The 15822-nt window shown below is 63.6% G+C and carries 13 protein-coding genes; 12 read left to right on the top strand and 1 reads right to left on the bottom strand.

Features of this window, described 5'->3' with window-relative positions:
- The first annotated feature begins 7 nt into the window (after positions 1-7).
- Genes ACSQ8R_RS29305 through ACSQ8R_RS29275 form a run of 7 tightly spaced genes read left to right on the top strand, consistent with a single transcriptional unit; the run spans position 8 to position 8468 of the window.
- Positions 8-1501 carry an ABC transporter substrate-binding protein gene (locus ACSQ8R_RS29305; protein ID WP_436256845.1) on the top strand — a complete coding sequence of 498 codons (1494 nt, stop codon included), beginning with the start codon at positions 8-10 and terminating at the stop codon, positions 1499-1501.
- 18 nt (positions 1502-1519) lie between these two features.
- Positions 1520-2440 (top strand): ABC transporter permease, encoded by a 921-nt coding sequence (locus ACSQ8R_RS29300; RefSeq protein ID WP_436256844.1) that lies wholly within the window; start codon positions 1520-1522, stop codon positions 2438-2440.
- A gap of 10 nt (positions 2441-2450) precedes the next feature.
- Positions 2451-3314 carry an ABC transporter permease gene (locus tag ACSQ8R_RS29295; RefSeq protein WP_436256843.1) on the top strand — a complete coding sequence of 288 codons (864 nt, stop codon included), beginning with the start codon at positions 2451-2453 and terminating at the stop codon, positions 3312-3314.
- A gap of 28 nt (positions 3315-3342) precedes the next feature.
- Positions 3343-4125, top strand: a complete 783-nt coding sequence (locus ACSQ8R_RS29290; protein ID WP_436256842.1) for an SDR family NAD(P)-dependent oxidoreductase — start codon at positions 3343-3345, stop codon at positions 4123-4125.
- Between the two features lie 6 nt (positions 4126-4131).
- Positions 4132-5130 (top strand): ABC transporter ATP-binding protein, encoded by a 999-nt coding sequence (locus ACSQ8R_RS29285; protein ID WP_436256841.1) that lies wholly within the window; start codon positions 4132-4134, stop codon positions 5128-5130.
- Positions 5127-6104, top strand: a complete 978-nt coding sequence (locus ACSQ8R_RS29280; RefSeq protein ID WP_436256840.1) for an ABC transporter ATP-binding protein — start codon at positions 5127-5129, stop codon at positions 6102-6104. Before ACSQ8R_RS29285 ends, ACSQ8R_RS29280 begins: the two co-directional genes overlap by 4 nt.
- A gap of 9 nt (positions 6105-6113) precedes the next feature.
- Positions 6114-8468: a penicillin acylase family protein gene (locus ACSQ8R_RS29275; protein ID WP_436256839.1), complete on the top strand. Its 2355-nt coding sequence runs from the start codon at positions 6114-6116 to the stop codon at positions 8466-8468.
- Between the two features lie 164 nt (positions 8469-8632).
- Here the strand turns inward: ACSQ8R_RS29275 and ACSQ8R_RS29270 are convergent, their stop codons facing one another.
- On the bottom strand, positions 8633-10069 hold the full coding sequence (locus ACSQ8R_RS29270; protein WP_436256838.1) for a DUF6880 family protein: 1437 nt from the start codon (positions 10067-10069) through the stop codon (positions 8633-8635).
- A gap of 288 nt (positions 10070-10357) precedes the next feature.
- Between ACSQ8R_RS29270 and ACSQ8R_RS29265 the strand changes: the two genes are divergently transcribed.
- From ACSQ8R_RS29265 to ACSQ8R_RS29245, 5 genes are read left to right on the top strand one after another with little or no spacing between them, the layout of a single operon-like run.
- Positions 10358-11329, top strand: a complete 972-nt coding sequence (locus ACSQ8R_RS29265) for a LysR family transcriptional regulator (protein ID WP_436256837.1) — start codon at positions 10358-10360, stop codon at positions 11327-11329.
- Between the two features lie 26 nt (positions 11330-11355).
- A complete protein-coding gene (locus tag ACSQ8R_RS29260; protein ID WP_436256836.1) occupies positions 11356-12816 on the top strand; it encodes an NAD(P)-binding domain-containing protein in 1461 nt (486 codons plus the stop codon).
- A gap of 34 nt (positions 12817-12850) precedes the next feature.
- Positions 12851-13768: an ABC transporter permease gene (locus tag ACSQ8R_RS29255; RefSeq protein ID WP_436256835.1), complete on the top strand. Its 918-nt coding sequence runs from the start codon at positions 12851-12853 to the stop codon at positions 13766-13768.
- 8 nt (positions 13769-13776) lie between these two features.
- The gene (locus tag ACSQ8R_RS29250; RefSeq protein ID WP_436256834.1) at positions 13777-14634 is read left to right on the top strand and encodes an ABC transporter permease; all 858 of its coding nucleotides are present in this window, start codon (positions 13777-13779) and stop codon (positions 14632-14634) included.
- Positions 14631-15821 (top strand): M24 family metallopeptidase, encoded by a 1191-nt coding sequence (locus ACSQ8R_RS29245; protein ID WP_436256833.1) that lies wholly within the window; start codon positions 14631-14633, stop codon positions 15819-15821. The genes ACSQ8R_RS29250 and ACSQ8R_RS29245 overlap by 4 nt, the downstream gene beginning before the upstream one ends.
- Position 15822 lies beyond the last annotated feature (1 nt).

Raw genomic sequence — 15822 nt, 5'->3', positions numbered from 1 at the left:
AAGGAACATGTCTGCCAAATTCACATCCGTAGCCGCAATGCTACTGGCGCTCACCGCATCGACTGCACTTGCGCAAACCAAGGATACGCTGACCATCGATCTGCCGAACGACGCGGCGACGCTCGATCCGCATCTGCAGTGGAATACCGACAGCTATTCGATTTATCGCAATATCTTCGACAACCTGCTGACCCGTGACGTCAAGGGCGAGATCGTTCCGCAGATCGCCAAGTCCTGGAAATATCTCGACGACAAGACGCTCGAGTTCCAGATCCGTGACGACGTCACCTTCCAGGATGGTTCGAAGCTGACCGCTGAAGACGTCGCCTTCTCGATCAACCGCATCATCGATCCGAAGCTGAAGAGCCCGCAGCTTTCGCAGTTCGACCAGATCGCCAAGGCCGAGGCGGTGAGCCCGACCGTCGTCAAGATGACCACCAAGTCGCCCTATCCGGCGTTGCTCGCCCAGCTCGTCAAGCTGTCGATCGTGCCGAAGGCCTATGTCGAAAAGGTCGGCGACCAGGAATTCAACCTCAAGCCGATGGGTTCCGGCCCCTACAAGATGGCCAACTGGCAGAAGGGCGTTCAGACCGAGCTCGAAGCCTATGGCAGCTACTGGCGCGCCAAGCCGCCCTTCCAGAAGGTGGTCTTCCGCACCGTGCCGGACGTCTCGACCCGCATCGCCGACCTGAAGACCGGCAAGGCCGACCTCGTCCGCGACGTGCCGCCGGATCAGGCCGAAAGCATTAAGAACGACGCGAATTCGCAGGTCCTCTCGGTTCCGACCGAGCGCATCGGCTACCTGTTCATCAATGCCCAGGGTGGCGTCACCAAGGACGTCCGCGTCCGCCAGGCGATCGCCTATGCGATCGACCGTAAGGCACTCGTCGAAGCGCTGCTCGAAGGATACGGCAAGCCGGTGGAAGTGCTCGGCGCCGAGCCGGTCTTCGGTTACACCGACAAGATCAAGGGATACGAATACAATCTCGACAAGGCGAAGGAACTGGTGAAGGCCGCCGGCGCGGAAGGTGCGACCGTCGAATTCCTGACATCTCCCGCCTATAGCCGCGCTACCGTCGAAGCCATCCAGCAGATGGTCAACGAAGCCGGCCTCAAGGTGGAGATTTCGTCCAGCGACCAGGCGACCTTCCTGAAGCGCCGCCAGGGCGATCCGGCCAATGCCGGCGGTCTCGCCTTCGGCGCATGGTCCTGCGCCTGCCAGGACGTCGACGGCGTGATCTTCCCGCTGTTCCGCACCGGTAGCATCTGGGCCAAATATTCGAACCCGAAGTTCGACGAAGCCGTCGACAAGGCACGTGTCATCCTCGACAAGAACGAGCGGCTGAAGCTCTACGAACAGGCCTACCAGATCTTGAAGGACGACGTTCCGGGCATGGGCCTCTATCAGGCCTATGCGCTCTATGGCGCGAACAAGAAGCTGAAGTGGCAGCCGACCGCCAACGAAGCCATGTTCGTCACCGACATGAGCTGGCAGCAGTAACAGACGGATAACACGACCATGTTGAGATACGCCGTCGAACGATTGATACAGGCGATCATTGCGATCTTCGGCGTTCTCACCATCGTCTTCGTCGTCATGCATCTCTCGGGCGACCCGACCCTGCTGCTCGTGCCGCAGGACGCATCGGCCGAGATGATCGCCCAATTGCGCAGCCAGCTCGGTTTCGACCGGCCGATCTGGGTGCAATATCTCGAATATCTGGGCGGTCTTGCGCATTTCGACTTCGGCATTTCCGTCGTCCAGCGGGTGCCGGCATTCGATATCGTCGTTTCGCGACTGCCCTATACGGCCATGCTCGCCGCCGGCGCGCTGGTGGTGGCAATCGGCATGGGCATTCCGGCCGGCATCATCATGGCGACCAGACGCGGCGGCTGGCTGGAGCGGCTACTGACCGCGATCGTGGTCACCGGCCAGAGCGTGCCGACCTTCCTGTCCGGCATCGTCCTGATCTTCCTTTTCGGCGTGACGCTGCGCTGGCTGCCGACCTCCGGCTCCGGCGATTTCGCCTCGCTGATCATGCCCTCGATCGCGCTCGGGGCGATCTCGATGTCGACCTTCGCCCGCATGACCCGCATTTCGATCATCGACGAACTCGGCAAGGATTATGTCAGGGCAGGGCGCGCCCGCGGCCTGTCGCTCGGCTCCGTTGTATTCCGTCATGTGCTGCGCAATGCCGCGATCCCGGTGATCACCATTGCCGCGCTCGAAATCGGCAACCTGCTCGCGGGCGCCGTCATCGTCGAGACGGTGTTCGCCTGGCCGGGCATCGGCCAGCTCGCCATCCAATCCATCCAGTCGCGCGACTTCCTGGTCGTCCAGGTGATCGTGCTTTTGATTTCCTTCGTTTATGTGCTGACCAGCGTGATCGCGGATTTCGTCTACGCGCTCGTCGATCCGCGCATCCGTCTGGTCCGATAAGGAGAAGGCTTTGAGCACCGCCGTCCTCGCCCTTCGCCAACGCCTTCGCCGGGTTCCTCTCTCGGTCATTGTCGTATCGGTCATCTTCCTGGTGATCGTGCTTCTGGCGATCTTCGCGCCCTGGGTGGCGCCTGCCGATCCCAACCGGCAGAACCTGCTCGGCCGCCTGAAGCCGCCGGGCTTCGAGATGCGCGGCATCACCTACTGGCTCGGCACCGATGATCTCGGCCGCGATCTGCTGTCGCGTACGCTTTACGGGGCAGGCGTCTCGCTCTCCGTCGCCGTGCTTTCCGTGGTCGTCTCGTCGCTGGTCGGCGTGACGCTCGGCATGATCGCCGGCTGGTTCCGCGGCAAGATCGAGATCCTCATCATGCGCCTCGTCGACATCATGATGTCGATTCCGGCTATCCTGCTGGCGGTGCTCACCGTCGCGGTACTCGGCCCGGGCTTCCTGAAACTGGTCCTGGTGCTCGGCCTCACCCGCTGGCCTCGCTATACGCGCGTTGCCTATGCCCAGACGCTGCAGGTGGCGAACCTGCCGTTCATCAAGGCTTCCGAGCTTGCCGGGGCAGGGGCGGCACGCATCCTTTTCCACCACATCCTGCCGAATATCGCCGGCCCGGTGCTGATCGTCGCGACCGCCGAATTCGGCCTGATGATCCTGATGGAAGCGGGCCTGTCCTTCCTCGGCCTCGGCATCCAGCCGCCGGCTTCGAGCTGGGGTTCGATCATGAGCGTCGGCCGTCAATATATCGAACGGGCCTGGTGGATCGTCGCTTTTCCGGGCGCCTGTCTCTTCCTGCTCGTCTTTTCCGTCAACGTACTCGGCGACTGGTTGCGAGACCAGCTCGACCCTCGTTCCCGTTCGCGTTGAACCATCTGGCGCATTGAGGTTTCAAGTCATGGAATTCGAAAACAAGACCATCGTCATCACCGGCGCCGCAGGCATCTTCGGCCGCTGGATCGCCGCCTATTTCGCCCGGGAAGGTGCAAGGCTTTGCCTCAGCGACATCCGCATGGATGGCCTGGAAAAGGCGGTCTCCGAACTCGGCCTCGACCGCTCCAGGGTTCTGCTGCACGCGACCGAGCTGACCAGCGACGCCTCGATGCTCGAACTCGTCGATCTCGTGAAGCGTGAATGGAAAGCGCCGGATATCCTCGTCAACAATGCCGGCATCTATACCCGCTTCAGCCTGCTCGAGATGGAATTTTCCGACTGGGACCGTGTCTTCGGGGTCAACCTGCGCGCCCCCTTCGTGCTGTCGCGCGAGTTCGCCAAGCTGATGATTGCCGAAGGCAAGGCCGGCTCGATCGTCAACATCTCCTCGGGCGCTGCCCGCAAGATGAACCAGAATTCCGTTCCCTATTGCACGTCGAAGACCGCGATCGAGCGGCTTTCCAAGGGTTTCGCCATGGAGCTTGCGGAATATGGCATCCGCGTCAACGTCGTGGAGCCGGGTTTTGCGCCGGGCAGCGAGGTGAGCGAGCTTTCCGACGAATACGTCACCAACATGCTGAAGAACATTCCGCTCGGCCGCGCCAGCGGGCCGGAGGATGCGCCGAGTGCGATCGCCTATCTCTGCTCGGACAAGGCAGCCTTCATCACCGGCGCCGTGATCAGCGTCGATGGCGGCAATTCGATCGGCAATTACAAGCGCCCCGAACGGGCCAAGACGGTTGGCTGAGGAGGCATGATGGACGCCGCTGCCAATCCACTGCTGACCATCGACCGGCTGACCATCGATATCGGTGGCGCCAACGTCGTCGACGACATCTCCTTCACGGTCGCGCCCGGCAAGGTCATGGCGCTGGTGGGGGAGTCGGGCTGCGGCAAGTCGCTGACCTCCTATGCCATGCTCGGCCTGCTGCCGCCGGCCGCCCGGCGCACCGCCGGCCGCATCATGCTCGAAAACACCGATCTTGCCGCCCTCTCCGAGCGGCAGTTCCGCAAGGCGCGCGGCAAGGACATCTCGATCATCTTCCAGGAGCCGAGCGCCTCGCTCGACCCGCTGACGACGGTCGGTTCGCAGATTGCCGAAGCCTATCGTGTCCATCACGGCGTCTCGAAGGCCGAGGCCTACGAGAAGGCGCGGCAGATGCTGGTCGATGTCGGCATTCCCGACCCGACCCGGCGGGTGGATCAATATCCGTTCGAACTGTCCGGCGGTATGTGCCAGCGCATCATGATCTCGATTGCGCTGATCTGCGGCCCGCGCGTGCTCGTCGCCGACGAACCGACCACGGCGCTTGACGTGACCATCCAGGCGCAGATCCTCGATCTCATGAAGAAGCTGGTCGCCGATCGCGGCACGGCGATCGTTCTGATCACCCATGATATGGGCGTGGTCGCCGACATCGCCGACGACGTAGCGGTCATGTATGCCGGCCGCATCGCCGAAATCGCGCCGGTGCACGATCTCTTCCGGCAGCCGAAGCACCCTTACACGGCTCTCTTGCTGGCAAGCGTTCCCAAGCTCGATGATGCGCCGAAGGCGGACCTCGCGACCATCGAGGGGACGGTGCCGACGCCGAACGAATTCGGCGTCGGCTGCCGTTTTGTCGACCGCTGTCCTCTCGCGACCGACAAGTGTCGCACCGAACAGCCGCCTCTTTTCGATTGTGGTGGAGGCCATCGCTCGGCCTGCTGGCATATCGACCGGATGGTGGAAATCCGCGAGGTGGCGGCATGAGCGAGCATCAGAACGTTCTCGAAATCCGCGACGTGGCGGTGCATTTCGGCGGCCGCGGCGGCTTGCTCGGCAAGGCCGGCCCGGTGGTCAAGGCCGTCAACGGCGTTGACCTCGATATCGCCCGCGGCGAGACCGTGGCGCTGGTCGGCGAGTCGGGATGCGGCAAGTCGACCCTTTCCAACACCATCGTCGGCCTGCAGGCTCCCATTTCGGGAAGCGTGCGCATCAGCGGCGATGAAGTGGTCGGCGCCAATCGCCGGCAGCTCAACGACATCCGCCGCAAGGTGCAGATGATCTTCCAGGATCCGGCGTTGTCTCTCGATCCGCGCTCGACCGTTGGTGCCACGATCGGCGAGCCGCTGATCGTACGCGGCGTCGCCAGGGGGAAGGCGCTGAAGGAACGCGTCGCAACCCTGCTGCAGCAGGTCGGCCTGCGGCCCGAGCACGCGGACCGCTATCCGCACCAGTTCTCCGGCGGCCAGCGGCAGCGCGTGGTGATCGCCCGGGCGCTCGCCCTGGAGCCGGATCTCCTGATCTGCGACGAGCCGGTCTCGGCGCTCGACGTTTCGGTGCGCGCCCAGATCCTCAACCTGCTCGTCGCGCTGCAGAAGCGCACCGGCGTCTCCTACCTGTTCGTCAGCCATGATCTCGGTGTGGTCCGGCATATCTGCGACCGGGTCGTGGTCATGTATCTCGGCCGGTTCGTCGAGATGGCCGACCGTGACACCTTCTTCGCCAATCCGAAACATCCCTATACAAAGGCGCTGATGTCGGCCGTGCCGGAGGCCGATCCCGTGGTGCAGCGTTCGAAGGAGCGGCTGATCCTTGGCGGCGAACTGCCGAGCCCGGCCAACATCCCCTCCGGCTGCGCCTTTCACACGCGCTGTCCGCTGGCGACCGAAATCTGTTCGAACGAGCGGCCGGAGCTGACGCTGCGCACTGACGGCGCCCGCGTCGCCTGCCACCACGCATAAGAGAGTGCCATGACCGACGCCCAGACGAACGAAACCCTCCGGCTGACCGGCCTCGAAGCCCAGGCGGAAATCCGTATCGACCGCTGGGGCATTCCGCATATCAGGGCGGAAAACGAGAAGGACCTGTTCCTCGTCCAGGGTTTCAACGCGGCACGCGACCGGCTGTGGCAACTCGATCTGTGGCGCAAGCGGGGCCTCGGCCTGCTCGCCGCCGATTTCGGGCCCGGCTATCTGGCCCAGGATCATGCCGCCCGGCATTTCCTCTATCGCGGCGACATGGCGCCGGAATGGGTGTCCTACGCGCCGGATACGCAGGCGATCTGCACCGCCTTTGTTGCCGGCATCAACGCCTATGTTACGCTTTGCACGGCGGAGCCGGCCCGCCTGCCGCCCGAATTCGCCGTCTTCGACACCAAGCCATCGCGCTGGGAGCCGGCCGACGTGGTGCGCATCCGCAGCCATGCGCTGACCCGCAACGGTGTTTCGGAAATCCTGCGCGCCAACATCATGGCGCTTGCGGACGCCGAAACGGACCTGCTGCGCTTCGAGCTCGATCCTCCCGTCTCGCCGAAACCGGCCGACGGGATCTCGCTCGCCGATATTCCGCTCGCCGCGACCCGTCTCTTTAAGCTTGCCACCGCGGCCGTCACCTTCGACAAGGCCCGCCTGGCGGCAACACTCGAGGACGTCTGGAAATGGACGGAGGTAACCGATCTCGGCGATATCGTCCAGGCGATCGCGGAGGAAGGGTCCAACAACTGGGCCGTCCACGGTTCGCGCACCGAGACCGGCCGGCCGATCCTCGCAAGCGATCCGCACCGGGCGCATGCCGTGCCGTCGCTGCGTTATCTCGTCCACCTCGAAGCGCCCGGCCTCAACGTCATCGGTACGGGTGAACCGACCGCGCCTGGCATTTCGCTTGGCCATAACGATCGCACCGCCTTCGGCCTCACCATTTTCGGCGCCGACCAGGAAGACGTCTATGTCTACGAGACCAAGGACGGCGATCCGGAACATTATCGCTACGGCGACGGCTGGGAGAAGATCACCCGCATCGAGGAACCTTTCCCGGTCAAGGGCCACTCCGACCAGGCGCTGACGCTTTCGTTCACCCGCCACGGTCCGATCCTCCACGAGAATCCGAAAATCCGGCAGGTCATTGCCATGCGTTCCGTCTGGCTTTCGCCCGGCTCAGCCGCCTATCTCGGCAGCCTGTCCTATATGCGCACCGGTTCTGTCCGGGCGTTTTCCGAAACGCTCGGGTCCTGGGGCACGCCCTCGGTCAATCACGTCAGTGCCGATGTGGACGGCAATATCGGCTGGTTCACCGCCGGTTTCACGCCGGTGCGCCGCAACTGGGAAGGGCTGCTGCCTGTGCCGGGCCACGGCTCTCATGAATGGGATGGGTTCCTCGCCGCCGGCGATCTGCCCTGCGCCTATAACCCGCCGGATGGCTTCGTCGCCTCCGCCAACGAGATGAACCTGCCGGCCGACCGCGACCCGGCAGCCCCTTCCATCGGCCACGAATGGGCGGAGGTCAGCCGCGCCCAACGCATCAAGTCGGTCCTGCGCGCCGACCCCAAGCACACGCTGCGGGCTTCGATGGCTTTGCAGACCGATGTCTATTCCCGCCCGGCCGCGACCATCTGCGCCGTGCTTCAAAAAGTTGCCAGCCGTCAACCGCCGGATGACCGGCAGGAGCGAGCCATAAAGCTTTTCGACGGCTGGGATTGCCGCCTAGAAGCGGGGAGTGCGCCCGCCACGCTCTTCGAAGTCTGGTGGATGAAGCACCTGAGGCCGGCGCTGCTGGCGAGGTTCGCACCGAACCAGACCGTCCGCCAATTGCTGCTGCCCGGCGATGTCGATCGTATGCTGGTGCTGCTCGGCGAGCCCGGCACACTCTGGGACGCCGCCGATCGCGACGCCATGCTGCTATCGACACTTTCCGCTGGTTTTGCCGATTGCGAAACCCGGCTCGGCCCTGATCCAGCCGCCTGGCGCTGGGGCGACCTGCACCGCGCGCTCTTCGAGCACGCGACCAGCCGTATCAAGACCGAAGGGGCCGCCAACTGGAATGTCGGCCCGCTGCCGCTGGGAGGCAGCCGCTCGACGCCCATGCATGCCGGTTACCGGATGGGCGATTTCGGCGTCAACGCCGGCGCATCCGTTCGCCTCGTCATGGATGTCGGCGACTGGGACAACAGCGTCTGCATCAACGCCCCCGGCCAATCCGGCGATCCGCGCTCGCCGCATTATGGGGACTTGGCCGGCATTTGGTCGAAAGGCGAATACGTGCCGCTCCTTTATAGCGACGGCCGCATCGCCGAAGAGACGATCCGTCGCATTACACTTCTGCCGGCTTGAGCGGCGAGCGCATGTTGTATCGTTAAAATCCTGTGGGTTCTGCCTGATTCCGGGGAGTTGGTGGGTCTGGAGAATCTAGGTTGCTGCTTCCAGGCTGAATGCAACGCTTGCTGCAAACGTTATGCTTAGCTTCCCATAACGTGCAGATGATGCCGCCGCCTCGATTAAGGAACCAGGCTCCAGAAACCCTGCTTTTTACCGTGCCGGGACTTCAGCCCGGCGACATAGGCATCGTGGGAACCAACGCCTGCGAAGTCACCGACGTGAGGAGCAAGCGATGCACATTCCACAAGATGCCGCGCCGCGTGTTTGTAGCGGCTGGATCGTGCGTTCTCGAGCGTGAAGTCGATCATCGACCGCAGCACGATCGTTGCCGCGAGCGGGTGTTTCTCGGCAAATGCTTCCGCCGCCGGCGTCATCAGTTCATAAAGATCGCCGTCGAGTTCCGCTTTCCGCTTCTGCACGAGCTTGGCCGCCTCGACCATCGCCGGCCAGCGGAGGAAAAAAGCGAGCGCGCGATGGACCTCCGGAAACGCCTGGGCATAGACGAACGCCTTTTCCTCGGCCTCCATGTCATCGAAGTCCGGCAGCCGGCGGATAAACGCGCGCAGGTGTAAGTCGTTCAGCGACTGCTCGAACCACGTCCATCGATCGGCCTGAGCTTCGTCTGCGCGCCCCAGGGCTTCAAGCACCTCGACGCGGGCGAGTTGCCACTCGATCGGCACGTCGGGGTGGCCTTTGGAATCGACAGCGTCCAGCGTTTCGAGTGCCTCCGCGGTTCGTCCTGCGAAAAGGAGCCGCCGAGCGATGTCCGTCGCCACCAGGGGCATCTTGCGGCTCTTCTCCGGTTGCTGGGCGATATAGGCATCCACGTCGTCTTGAGCATCGGCGATGTCCTGCAGGGCGATGCGTACCGTCAGCTCCCGGTGATTTCCGTAGATCTGGTCTTCGTAGATCGGCCCCTGGCTGCTCCAGCCGATGATCTGACGGTCACCTGGAGCGACCTTGTCCTCCGGTTCCTTCGACCATTGCACAAGCAGGTCCTTGAGCCGGTCAAGACCGTCTCTGCCGAGCGCCGGCGCCATGGCTGCAATCAGCGGGTCATATTGGCCATAGTCATTATTCTGCACCGCCGCGAAGATCTTGTCGGCGAGGACGTCCTTCTCGACACCCGCCGACTTGGCGATCACGCCTGCATCGGCACAGGCTTGATGGAAGCTCTGGATGATCGAGCCGCTGCCGTCGTCGGACCTCTCGAAGATCGGATCGGCGAGAGCCAGGAATTGCCAGACAAGCTCCAGCGCTTCCTTCGGATCGTCGGGGGCGACGGTATCGGCGATCGTCTTGCGCTGCGTCTCCAGATCCGCCGTAAACGCCTTCACCTTGCGCCAGTTTATGACGGTTCGCGAACGGGCGATGCTCGCCAGCCGCTTGCGCACTTCACGGGCGATTTCGGCGCTGCTGTGATTGCCGGCAAGCTCCATGCGAAGCCGTCGTTTGTTTGCTGCGCTGCCGGTGCTGATCTCGATCAGCAGTTCGGCCAGACGCGGCGCGCCCAGCGCTTCGAGATTTTTCGCATTGAGTGTCGTCTTGGCTGCCATGGATTTCCGCTGTCGTTCGAGGCCGACACTAGCTGTGTGGCGGGATCGCGCAAGGCGGCTTTGGCGTCGCCGGGAGATTTTGGACGTCTGCGAATACCATGCCGGGGTCCGGGTGCGGCGGCGTCAAGCGCGCCGCGCGGGGTATTATTCTGGGCGCCCGCAAGCTGGGGGATCAAATGTTCCCAGCGACTACCGATTAGGCACAAATTTTGTTTGCTTAAAAAAATAATCATGCAATATTTGAATTGATGAAGGTCAATGCTGCATTTTGTGCATTATGGGTCGGCGATGGAAATCAAGCAGCTGGAAGTGTTCCTGGCAGTCATGTCGGCAGGCAGCATTACTGCCGCCGCCCGGCTGCTCGACCGCTCGCAGTCGCAGGTGACGCGGCTCATTCAGGAGCTCGAATCCTCCGTCGGTTTCGCGCTTTTCGACCGCAACGGCCCCCGCATCACGCCGACATCGCGGGCGATCGCTTTTCATTCGGATGCCGAGCGTTTCCTGACGGGCATCGGCCAGCTCAAGGAGCGCGCCAGGAATATCCTGTCGGAAGAGCCGGCGCCGATCGAGATCGCGGCGATCCCGGCGTTCGCAAGCGGGCTGGTGCCGCTCGCGCTTGCGGAAATGCCGATGGAACTCGTTCCGCGGAACGTGCATCTGCGCAGCATTTCGGCCGAGGCGGCCGTCCAGTCGGTGCTTGCCCGCACCGCGGATTTCTGCGTCGCCTCGCTGCCGGTCGAGCATCCGGGCCTTGATGCACACGGCCTGTTTCAAGCGCCTTGCGTTGCCGCGGTGGCGGCCGACGATCCCCTGGCGGACAAGGGCGTCATCTCGGTTCGCGACCTTGCCGACCGTTGCCTCATCACCATGGCCAATCCCTTCCGGCTGCGTCGCCGCGTCAATCAGGCGCTGCAGGCGGCCGATGTCCGGCCGTCGCGCGTCGTCGATACCAATGCGGCGCTGAATGCGCTGCAGCTCGCCTCCACCGGTTTCGGGGTCTCGATCGTGGAGCCCGCGACCGCCTACGGCCTGCAGCTCAAGAACGTCGAAATCCGCCCCCTCGATGTCGATATCCCGTTTCTCTGGGGCATTTTCTCGGCCGCTTCCAAGCCGCTTTCGGAAGGTGTCCTGGAACTCATCCAGTTGATCATCAGGGTTTCGGCGGCCCGCATACCGGGCTTCGTGGCGCATGATCCAGGCCACATCGAACGCGTGGCGGATGCGACTTTCGGCGCGGATGCGAAGGCACAGGAGCAGTGATTTTGAAGGCGCAGGACGCACAGCGGATGAAAGGTCTGGAAGCGCTCGAACAGCGGCTTGCCGAGGACCTGTCGTTTCTCGAACTCCCTCCCAAGGAGTGGGTGCCGGCGACCGAATATGAGGGTGTCGAGGTTTTCGATACCGTCGTAATCGGCGCCGGCATGTGCGGCCTGGTCGCGACCGCCTCGCTTAAAATGCTCGGCATCCACAATGTCCTCTGCCTCGACCGCTCCCCGCAAGGTCAGGAGGGCCCGTGGGTGACGTTCGCGCGCATGGAAACGCTGCGCTCACCCAAACAGCTGCCGGGGCCAGCGCTCGGCCTGCCGGCGCTGACATTCAGGGCATGGTATGTTTCGCAATTCGGCGCTCAGGCGTGGGATGCGCTCGGCAAGATCCCCAAGTCGCAGTGGATGGACTACCTGATCTGGTACCGCCGCGTGCTGCAGCTGCCGGTCCGCAATCTCGTCACCGTCACCGGGATGACCCCGGTCACGCAGGATCTGATCGCCCTCGACGTTTCGGATGCGGAAAGCGGTGCACAGGAAAGGCTTTATGCCCGGCACGTCGTTCTGGCGACGGGCCGCGACGGCCTCGGCGGCGGTTACGTGCCGGAATTCGTCGAGCGCGTGCAGCCAGAATTCTGGGCCCATTCCGCCGACGATATCGATTTTTCGGCCCTGAAGGGCAAACGCGTTGCGGTCGTCGGGGCAGGGGCCTCCGCCATGGACAACGCGGCAACCGCGCTCGAAGCCGGCGCCGGCCAGGTCGACATGATCATCCGGCGCAAGGAGCTTCCGCGCATCAACAAGTTCACCGGCATTGCCAGCCAGGGTGTCGTCCAGGGTTTTGCCGGCCTCAGCGACGCATGGAAATGGAAGTTTCTCGACTATGTGCTCGGCGCCCAGACGCCGCCGCCGCGCGATTCCACCCTGCGGGTGTCGCAACATCAAAACAGCCGGTTTTTCCTCGGCACGGCGGTGACCGGCCTGCGGGAAAGCGGTGACCACATCGTTGTTGAAACCAGCGGCGGCGACTTCGACTATGATTTCGCGATCTTCGCCACCGGCTTCCGGGTCGATCTCGACCGCCGCCCGGAACTGAAGCATTTCGCCCCGCATATCCAGTTCTGGAGCGACGTCTTCACGCCCGAAAGGGGCATGGAAAACGGCGAGCTCGCCACGTCTCCCTATCTCGGTCCCGATTTCGAGTTTCTCGAAAAGGTACCCGGCAGCTGCCCGTCTCTGCGCCTCGTCCATTGCTTCAACTATCCGGCCTCGCTCAGCCACGGCAAGTTGTCGGGCGACATTCCGGCGGTCAGCGACGGCGGGCGCCGGCTTGCCCGCGGCATCGCCCGCAATCTCTTCGTCGCCGACCGCGAAACTCATTTCGCCAACCTTGTCGCCTACGAAACACCGGAACTGCTCGGCGACGAATGGACGGATTCCGCCGCGTCGATCCCGGCCATCCTCAAGGGAGCGGCGGAATGACGACCATCGCTCCCGATCCCGCGAGGTGCCGGCCGTGACCCGCTATCTTGTCGGCAAGCTGGCAGAATCGCTGCTCGCCATATGGGGCGTGGTGACGATCGTTTTCTTCGTGAGCCGCGTTCTCGGCGACCCGGCCGTGCTTCTGCTGCCGGTCGGCGCCGGCCAACAGGATCTCGACGCGCTTCGGGCTTCGCTCGGTCTCGATCGCCCGATCCTCGAACAATATCTCATCTCCGTGCTGGCCATGGTCCGGGGAGACTTCGGCATTTCCTTCCAGCACCAGCGTCCTGCCATGGATGTAGTCCTGGAACGTATGCCGGTGACCGTCACGCTTGCCGGTACCGCGCTCCTGTTCGGAACGCTGATCGGAGCGGTGGCCGGTGCCATTGCCGCGCTGAAACGCGGCACCATCTCGGAATTCATCGTCATGGTGGCGGCTCTTCTGGGTCAGGCGACGCCGGTTTTCTGGCTCGGCATCATGCTGATCCTGCTGTTTTCGGTCGATCTCGGCTGGTTCCCGACCGGCGGCTCCGGGACGATCGCGCATCTGGTGCTGCCGGGGCTGACGCTGTCGGTCTTCGTGTCGGCGTCGATCGCCCGCCTGCTCCGCTCGTCGCTGCTCGATATCATGCGTGAGGATTATGTCAGGACCGCGCGTGCCAAGGGCCTGCTGCCGCGCACCGTGTTCTTCTGGCACATCGCGCGAAACGCGCTGATCCCGGTGATCACGATGATTGGCATCATCGCCGGCGAGCTGCTTGGCGGTTCGGTGGTCATCGAGACCGTGTTCGCCTGGCCGGGTGTCGGGCGTATCATCATGCAGGCGATCCAGGCCCAGGATTTCCCGGTTATCCAGGCCGGGGTCGCCCTGGTCGCCGCCATCTTCATCGTCGTCAACCTGCTGGTCGATCTGCTTTACGGCGTGCTCGATCCGCGCATCCGTCGGCGATAGGTGCGGCCATGAAAGCTTTCTTCCTTGCCCTCCTGAAGAGCCGCGCCGGACTGTTTGGGTTCCTGCTGGTGTCAATCTTCGTGCTGGCCGCGATCCTCGCGCCCTATCTCGGGCTGCCGGTGCCGACGCGGTCCAACCTGCTTGCCCGCATGGTGGCTCCCACCTGGACGGGATTGTTTTCGCCCGGCGCCCATCCGCTCGGCACCGACGAGCTCGGCCGCGATATCCTGTCGCGCATCGTCCATGGCAGCCGGATCACGCTGGCGATCGCGGCCGCGGCCGTTATTCTCGGCGGCATCGTCGGTACACTGCTCGGCATCGTCGCCGGTTATTACCGCGGCATGGTCGACCGCATCCTGATGCGCATCGTCGATATCCAGCTTGCCCTGCCGCTGATGCTACTGGCGCTTCTCGTCGTCGCGGCGCTTGGGCCCTCGACCCGCAACCTCGTCATCGTGCTCGCCCTGACAAGCTGGCTCCGCTACGCCCGCATCATCCGCGGCCAGGTGCTGGCCCTTCGCGAACGGGAGTTCATCCTGTCTGCGCATGCCATCGGCGCGGGGACCTGGCGCATCATGCTCAAGCATCTGCTGCCGAACGTCATGACCCCGGCCCTGGTAATCGCGACGCTGGAACTCGCCCGCATCATCATCATGGACGCGGCGCTTTCGTTCCTCGGGCTCGGCGTGCAGCCGCCCAATCCGAGCTGGGGCCGGATGCTCGCCGATGGCCGCGTCTACATCTCGACCGCCTGGTGGATCGTCACCTTCCCCGGCATCGCCATTCTCCTGACTGTGCTCAGCGTCAACCTCCTGGGTGACTGGCTGCGCGATCACTTCGATCCGAAATTGAGGACTACCCGATGAACCAGCTTTCCCGTTCCACGTTGCCGCCCCGTGTCGGCCGCCTGAAGGCCGGAATGGCGAAACAGGGCGTCGATGTCATCGTCTCCTTCAAGCCGGAAAACAGCTTCTATTTCACCGGCTTCAACCCGATCATCTATTCCCACCCGGTGATCGCCATCCTGACCCCGAACCATGACCCGATCATGCTCGTGCATGCGTTGCGCGACGATCACGGCCGCGCCAGCGCCTGGGTGCCGGATATCCGCCTTTACGGTTCCTGGTCGACCAAGGTGACGATGGGGCCGAACTGGCAGGATGCGCTGGCCTCGATCCTCGGCGATCTCGGCGTGGCCGGCAAGACGGTCGGCATCGAGGAGGAATTCATCTCGATCCAGCGGGCCGGCCAGTTGCGAAAGGCGCTGCCGGACGCGACATTCGCCGATGTCAGCCATCTGATCGACCATTGCCGCCTGATCAAGGACCCGGACGAGATTGCCAATGCGCGTATCGCCGCGCGGGCGGCGGATCTTGGCATGGATACGGCGGTCGCGACCCTTGCCGCCGGTGGCAACGAGCGCGAGGTCGCCATCGCCTCCATGCACGCGATGAACAAGCTGTGGACGGCCGAATATCCCGATGTCGAGGTGTGCGACTTCGGCTCGCTGGAAGGCGGGGTGCAGAACGGCATGGCCACCTGGGTGCTTTCGGGGCCGCGCATGTTCTACAATTGCGACAACCCCACCCAGCGCAAGCCGCAGCGGGGCGAGGCCGTTTCGGTGCTGATCTGGACGATCGCCAACGGCATTCACGCCGAAAACGAGCGGACAATTGCGATGGGGCCGCTGCCGGAGGTCAACAAGCGGGCGCTCGACGCCATTTTCGAGATCCGTGAAGAGGTCGATGCGCTGATCCGGCCCGGCACGCCCTACAAGGACCTTTTCGAAAAGACCCGCGAAGGGCTGAAGGCGCGAGGTTACGGGGCCAATATCCCCGGCCGCATCGGCCACGGGATTGGGCTTGGCGCGCACGAACATTCCTCGCTCGACGCATCGTCCTCGCTCGTCCTTGAGCCTGGCATGATCTTCACGTTCGAACCTAATATCCGCAACCCTGGCATTTGCGCGACGCAGATTTCCGATACCGTTCTCGTCACCGAGACCGGCCGCGAATATCTGACCCGCTCGGCCGGCGGCTATCTGGAGGTCTGAG

The organism is Neorhizobium sp. LjRoot104 (assembly GCF_964253725.1).
Taxonomy (GTDB): domain Bacteria; phylum Pseudomonadota; class Alphaproteobacteria; order Rhizobiales; family Rhizobiaceae; genus Neorhizobium.
This window is presented reverse-complemented; position numbering and strand designations above follow the sequence as displayed.

Bases quoted from the DNA above. Each gene is read 5' to 3' on its own strand.
- ACSQ8R_RS29285 (WP_436256841.1), top strand. From the start codon at position 4,132: ATGATGGACGCCGCTGCCAATCCACTGCTGACCATCGACCGGCTGACC.
- ACSQ8R_RS29280 (WP_436256840.1), top strand. From the start codon at position 5,127: ATGAGCGAGCATCAGAACGTTCTCGAAATCCGCGACGTGGCGGTGCAT.
- ACSQ8R_RS29265 (WP_436256837.1), top strand. From the start codon at position 10,358: ATGGAAATCAAGCAGCTGGAAGTGTTCCTGGCAGTCATGTCGGCAGGC.
- ACSQ8R_RS29250 (WP_436256834.1), top strand. From the start codon at position 13,777: ATGAAAGCTTTCTTCCTTGCCCTCCTGAAGAGCCGCGCCGGACTGTTT.
- ACSQ8R_RS29245 (WP_436256833.1), top strand. From the start codon at position 14,631: ATGAACCAGCTTTCCCGTTCCACGTTGCCGCCCCGTGTCGGCCGCCTG.
- ACSQ8R_RS29290 (WP_436256842.1), top strand. From the start codon at position 3,343: ATGGAATTCGAAAACAAGACCATCGTCATCACCGGCGCCGCAGGCATC.
- ACSQ8R_RS29300 (WP_436256844.1), top strand. From the start codon at position 1,520: ATGTTGAGATACGCCGTCGAACGATTGATACAGGCGATCATTGCGATC.
- ACSQ8R_RS29275 (WP_436256839.1), top strand. From the start codon at position 6,114: ATGACCGACGCCCAGACGAACGAAACCCTCCGGCTGACCGGCCTCGAA.
- ACSQ8R_RS29305 (WP_436256845.1), top strand. From the start codon at position 8: ATGTCTGCCAAATTCACATCCGTAGCCGCAATGCTACTGGCGCTCACC.
- ACSQ8R_RS29260 (WP_436256836.1), top strand. From the start codon at position 11,356: ATGAAAGGTCTGGAAGCGCTCGAACAGCGGCTTGCCGAGGACCTGTCG.
- ACSQ8R_RS29270 (WP_436256838.1), bottom strand. From the start codon at position 10,069: ATGGCAGCCAAGACGACACTCAATGCGAAAAATCTCGAAGCGCTGGGC.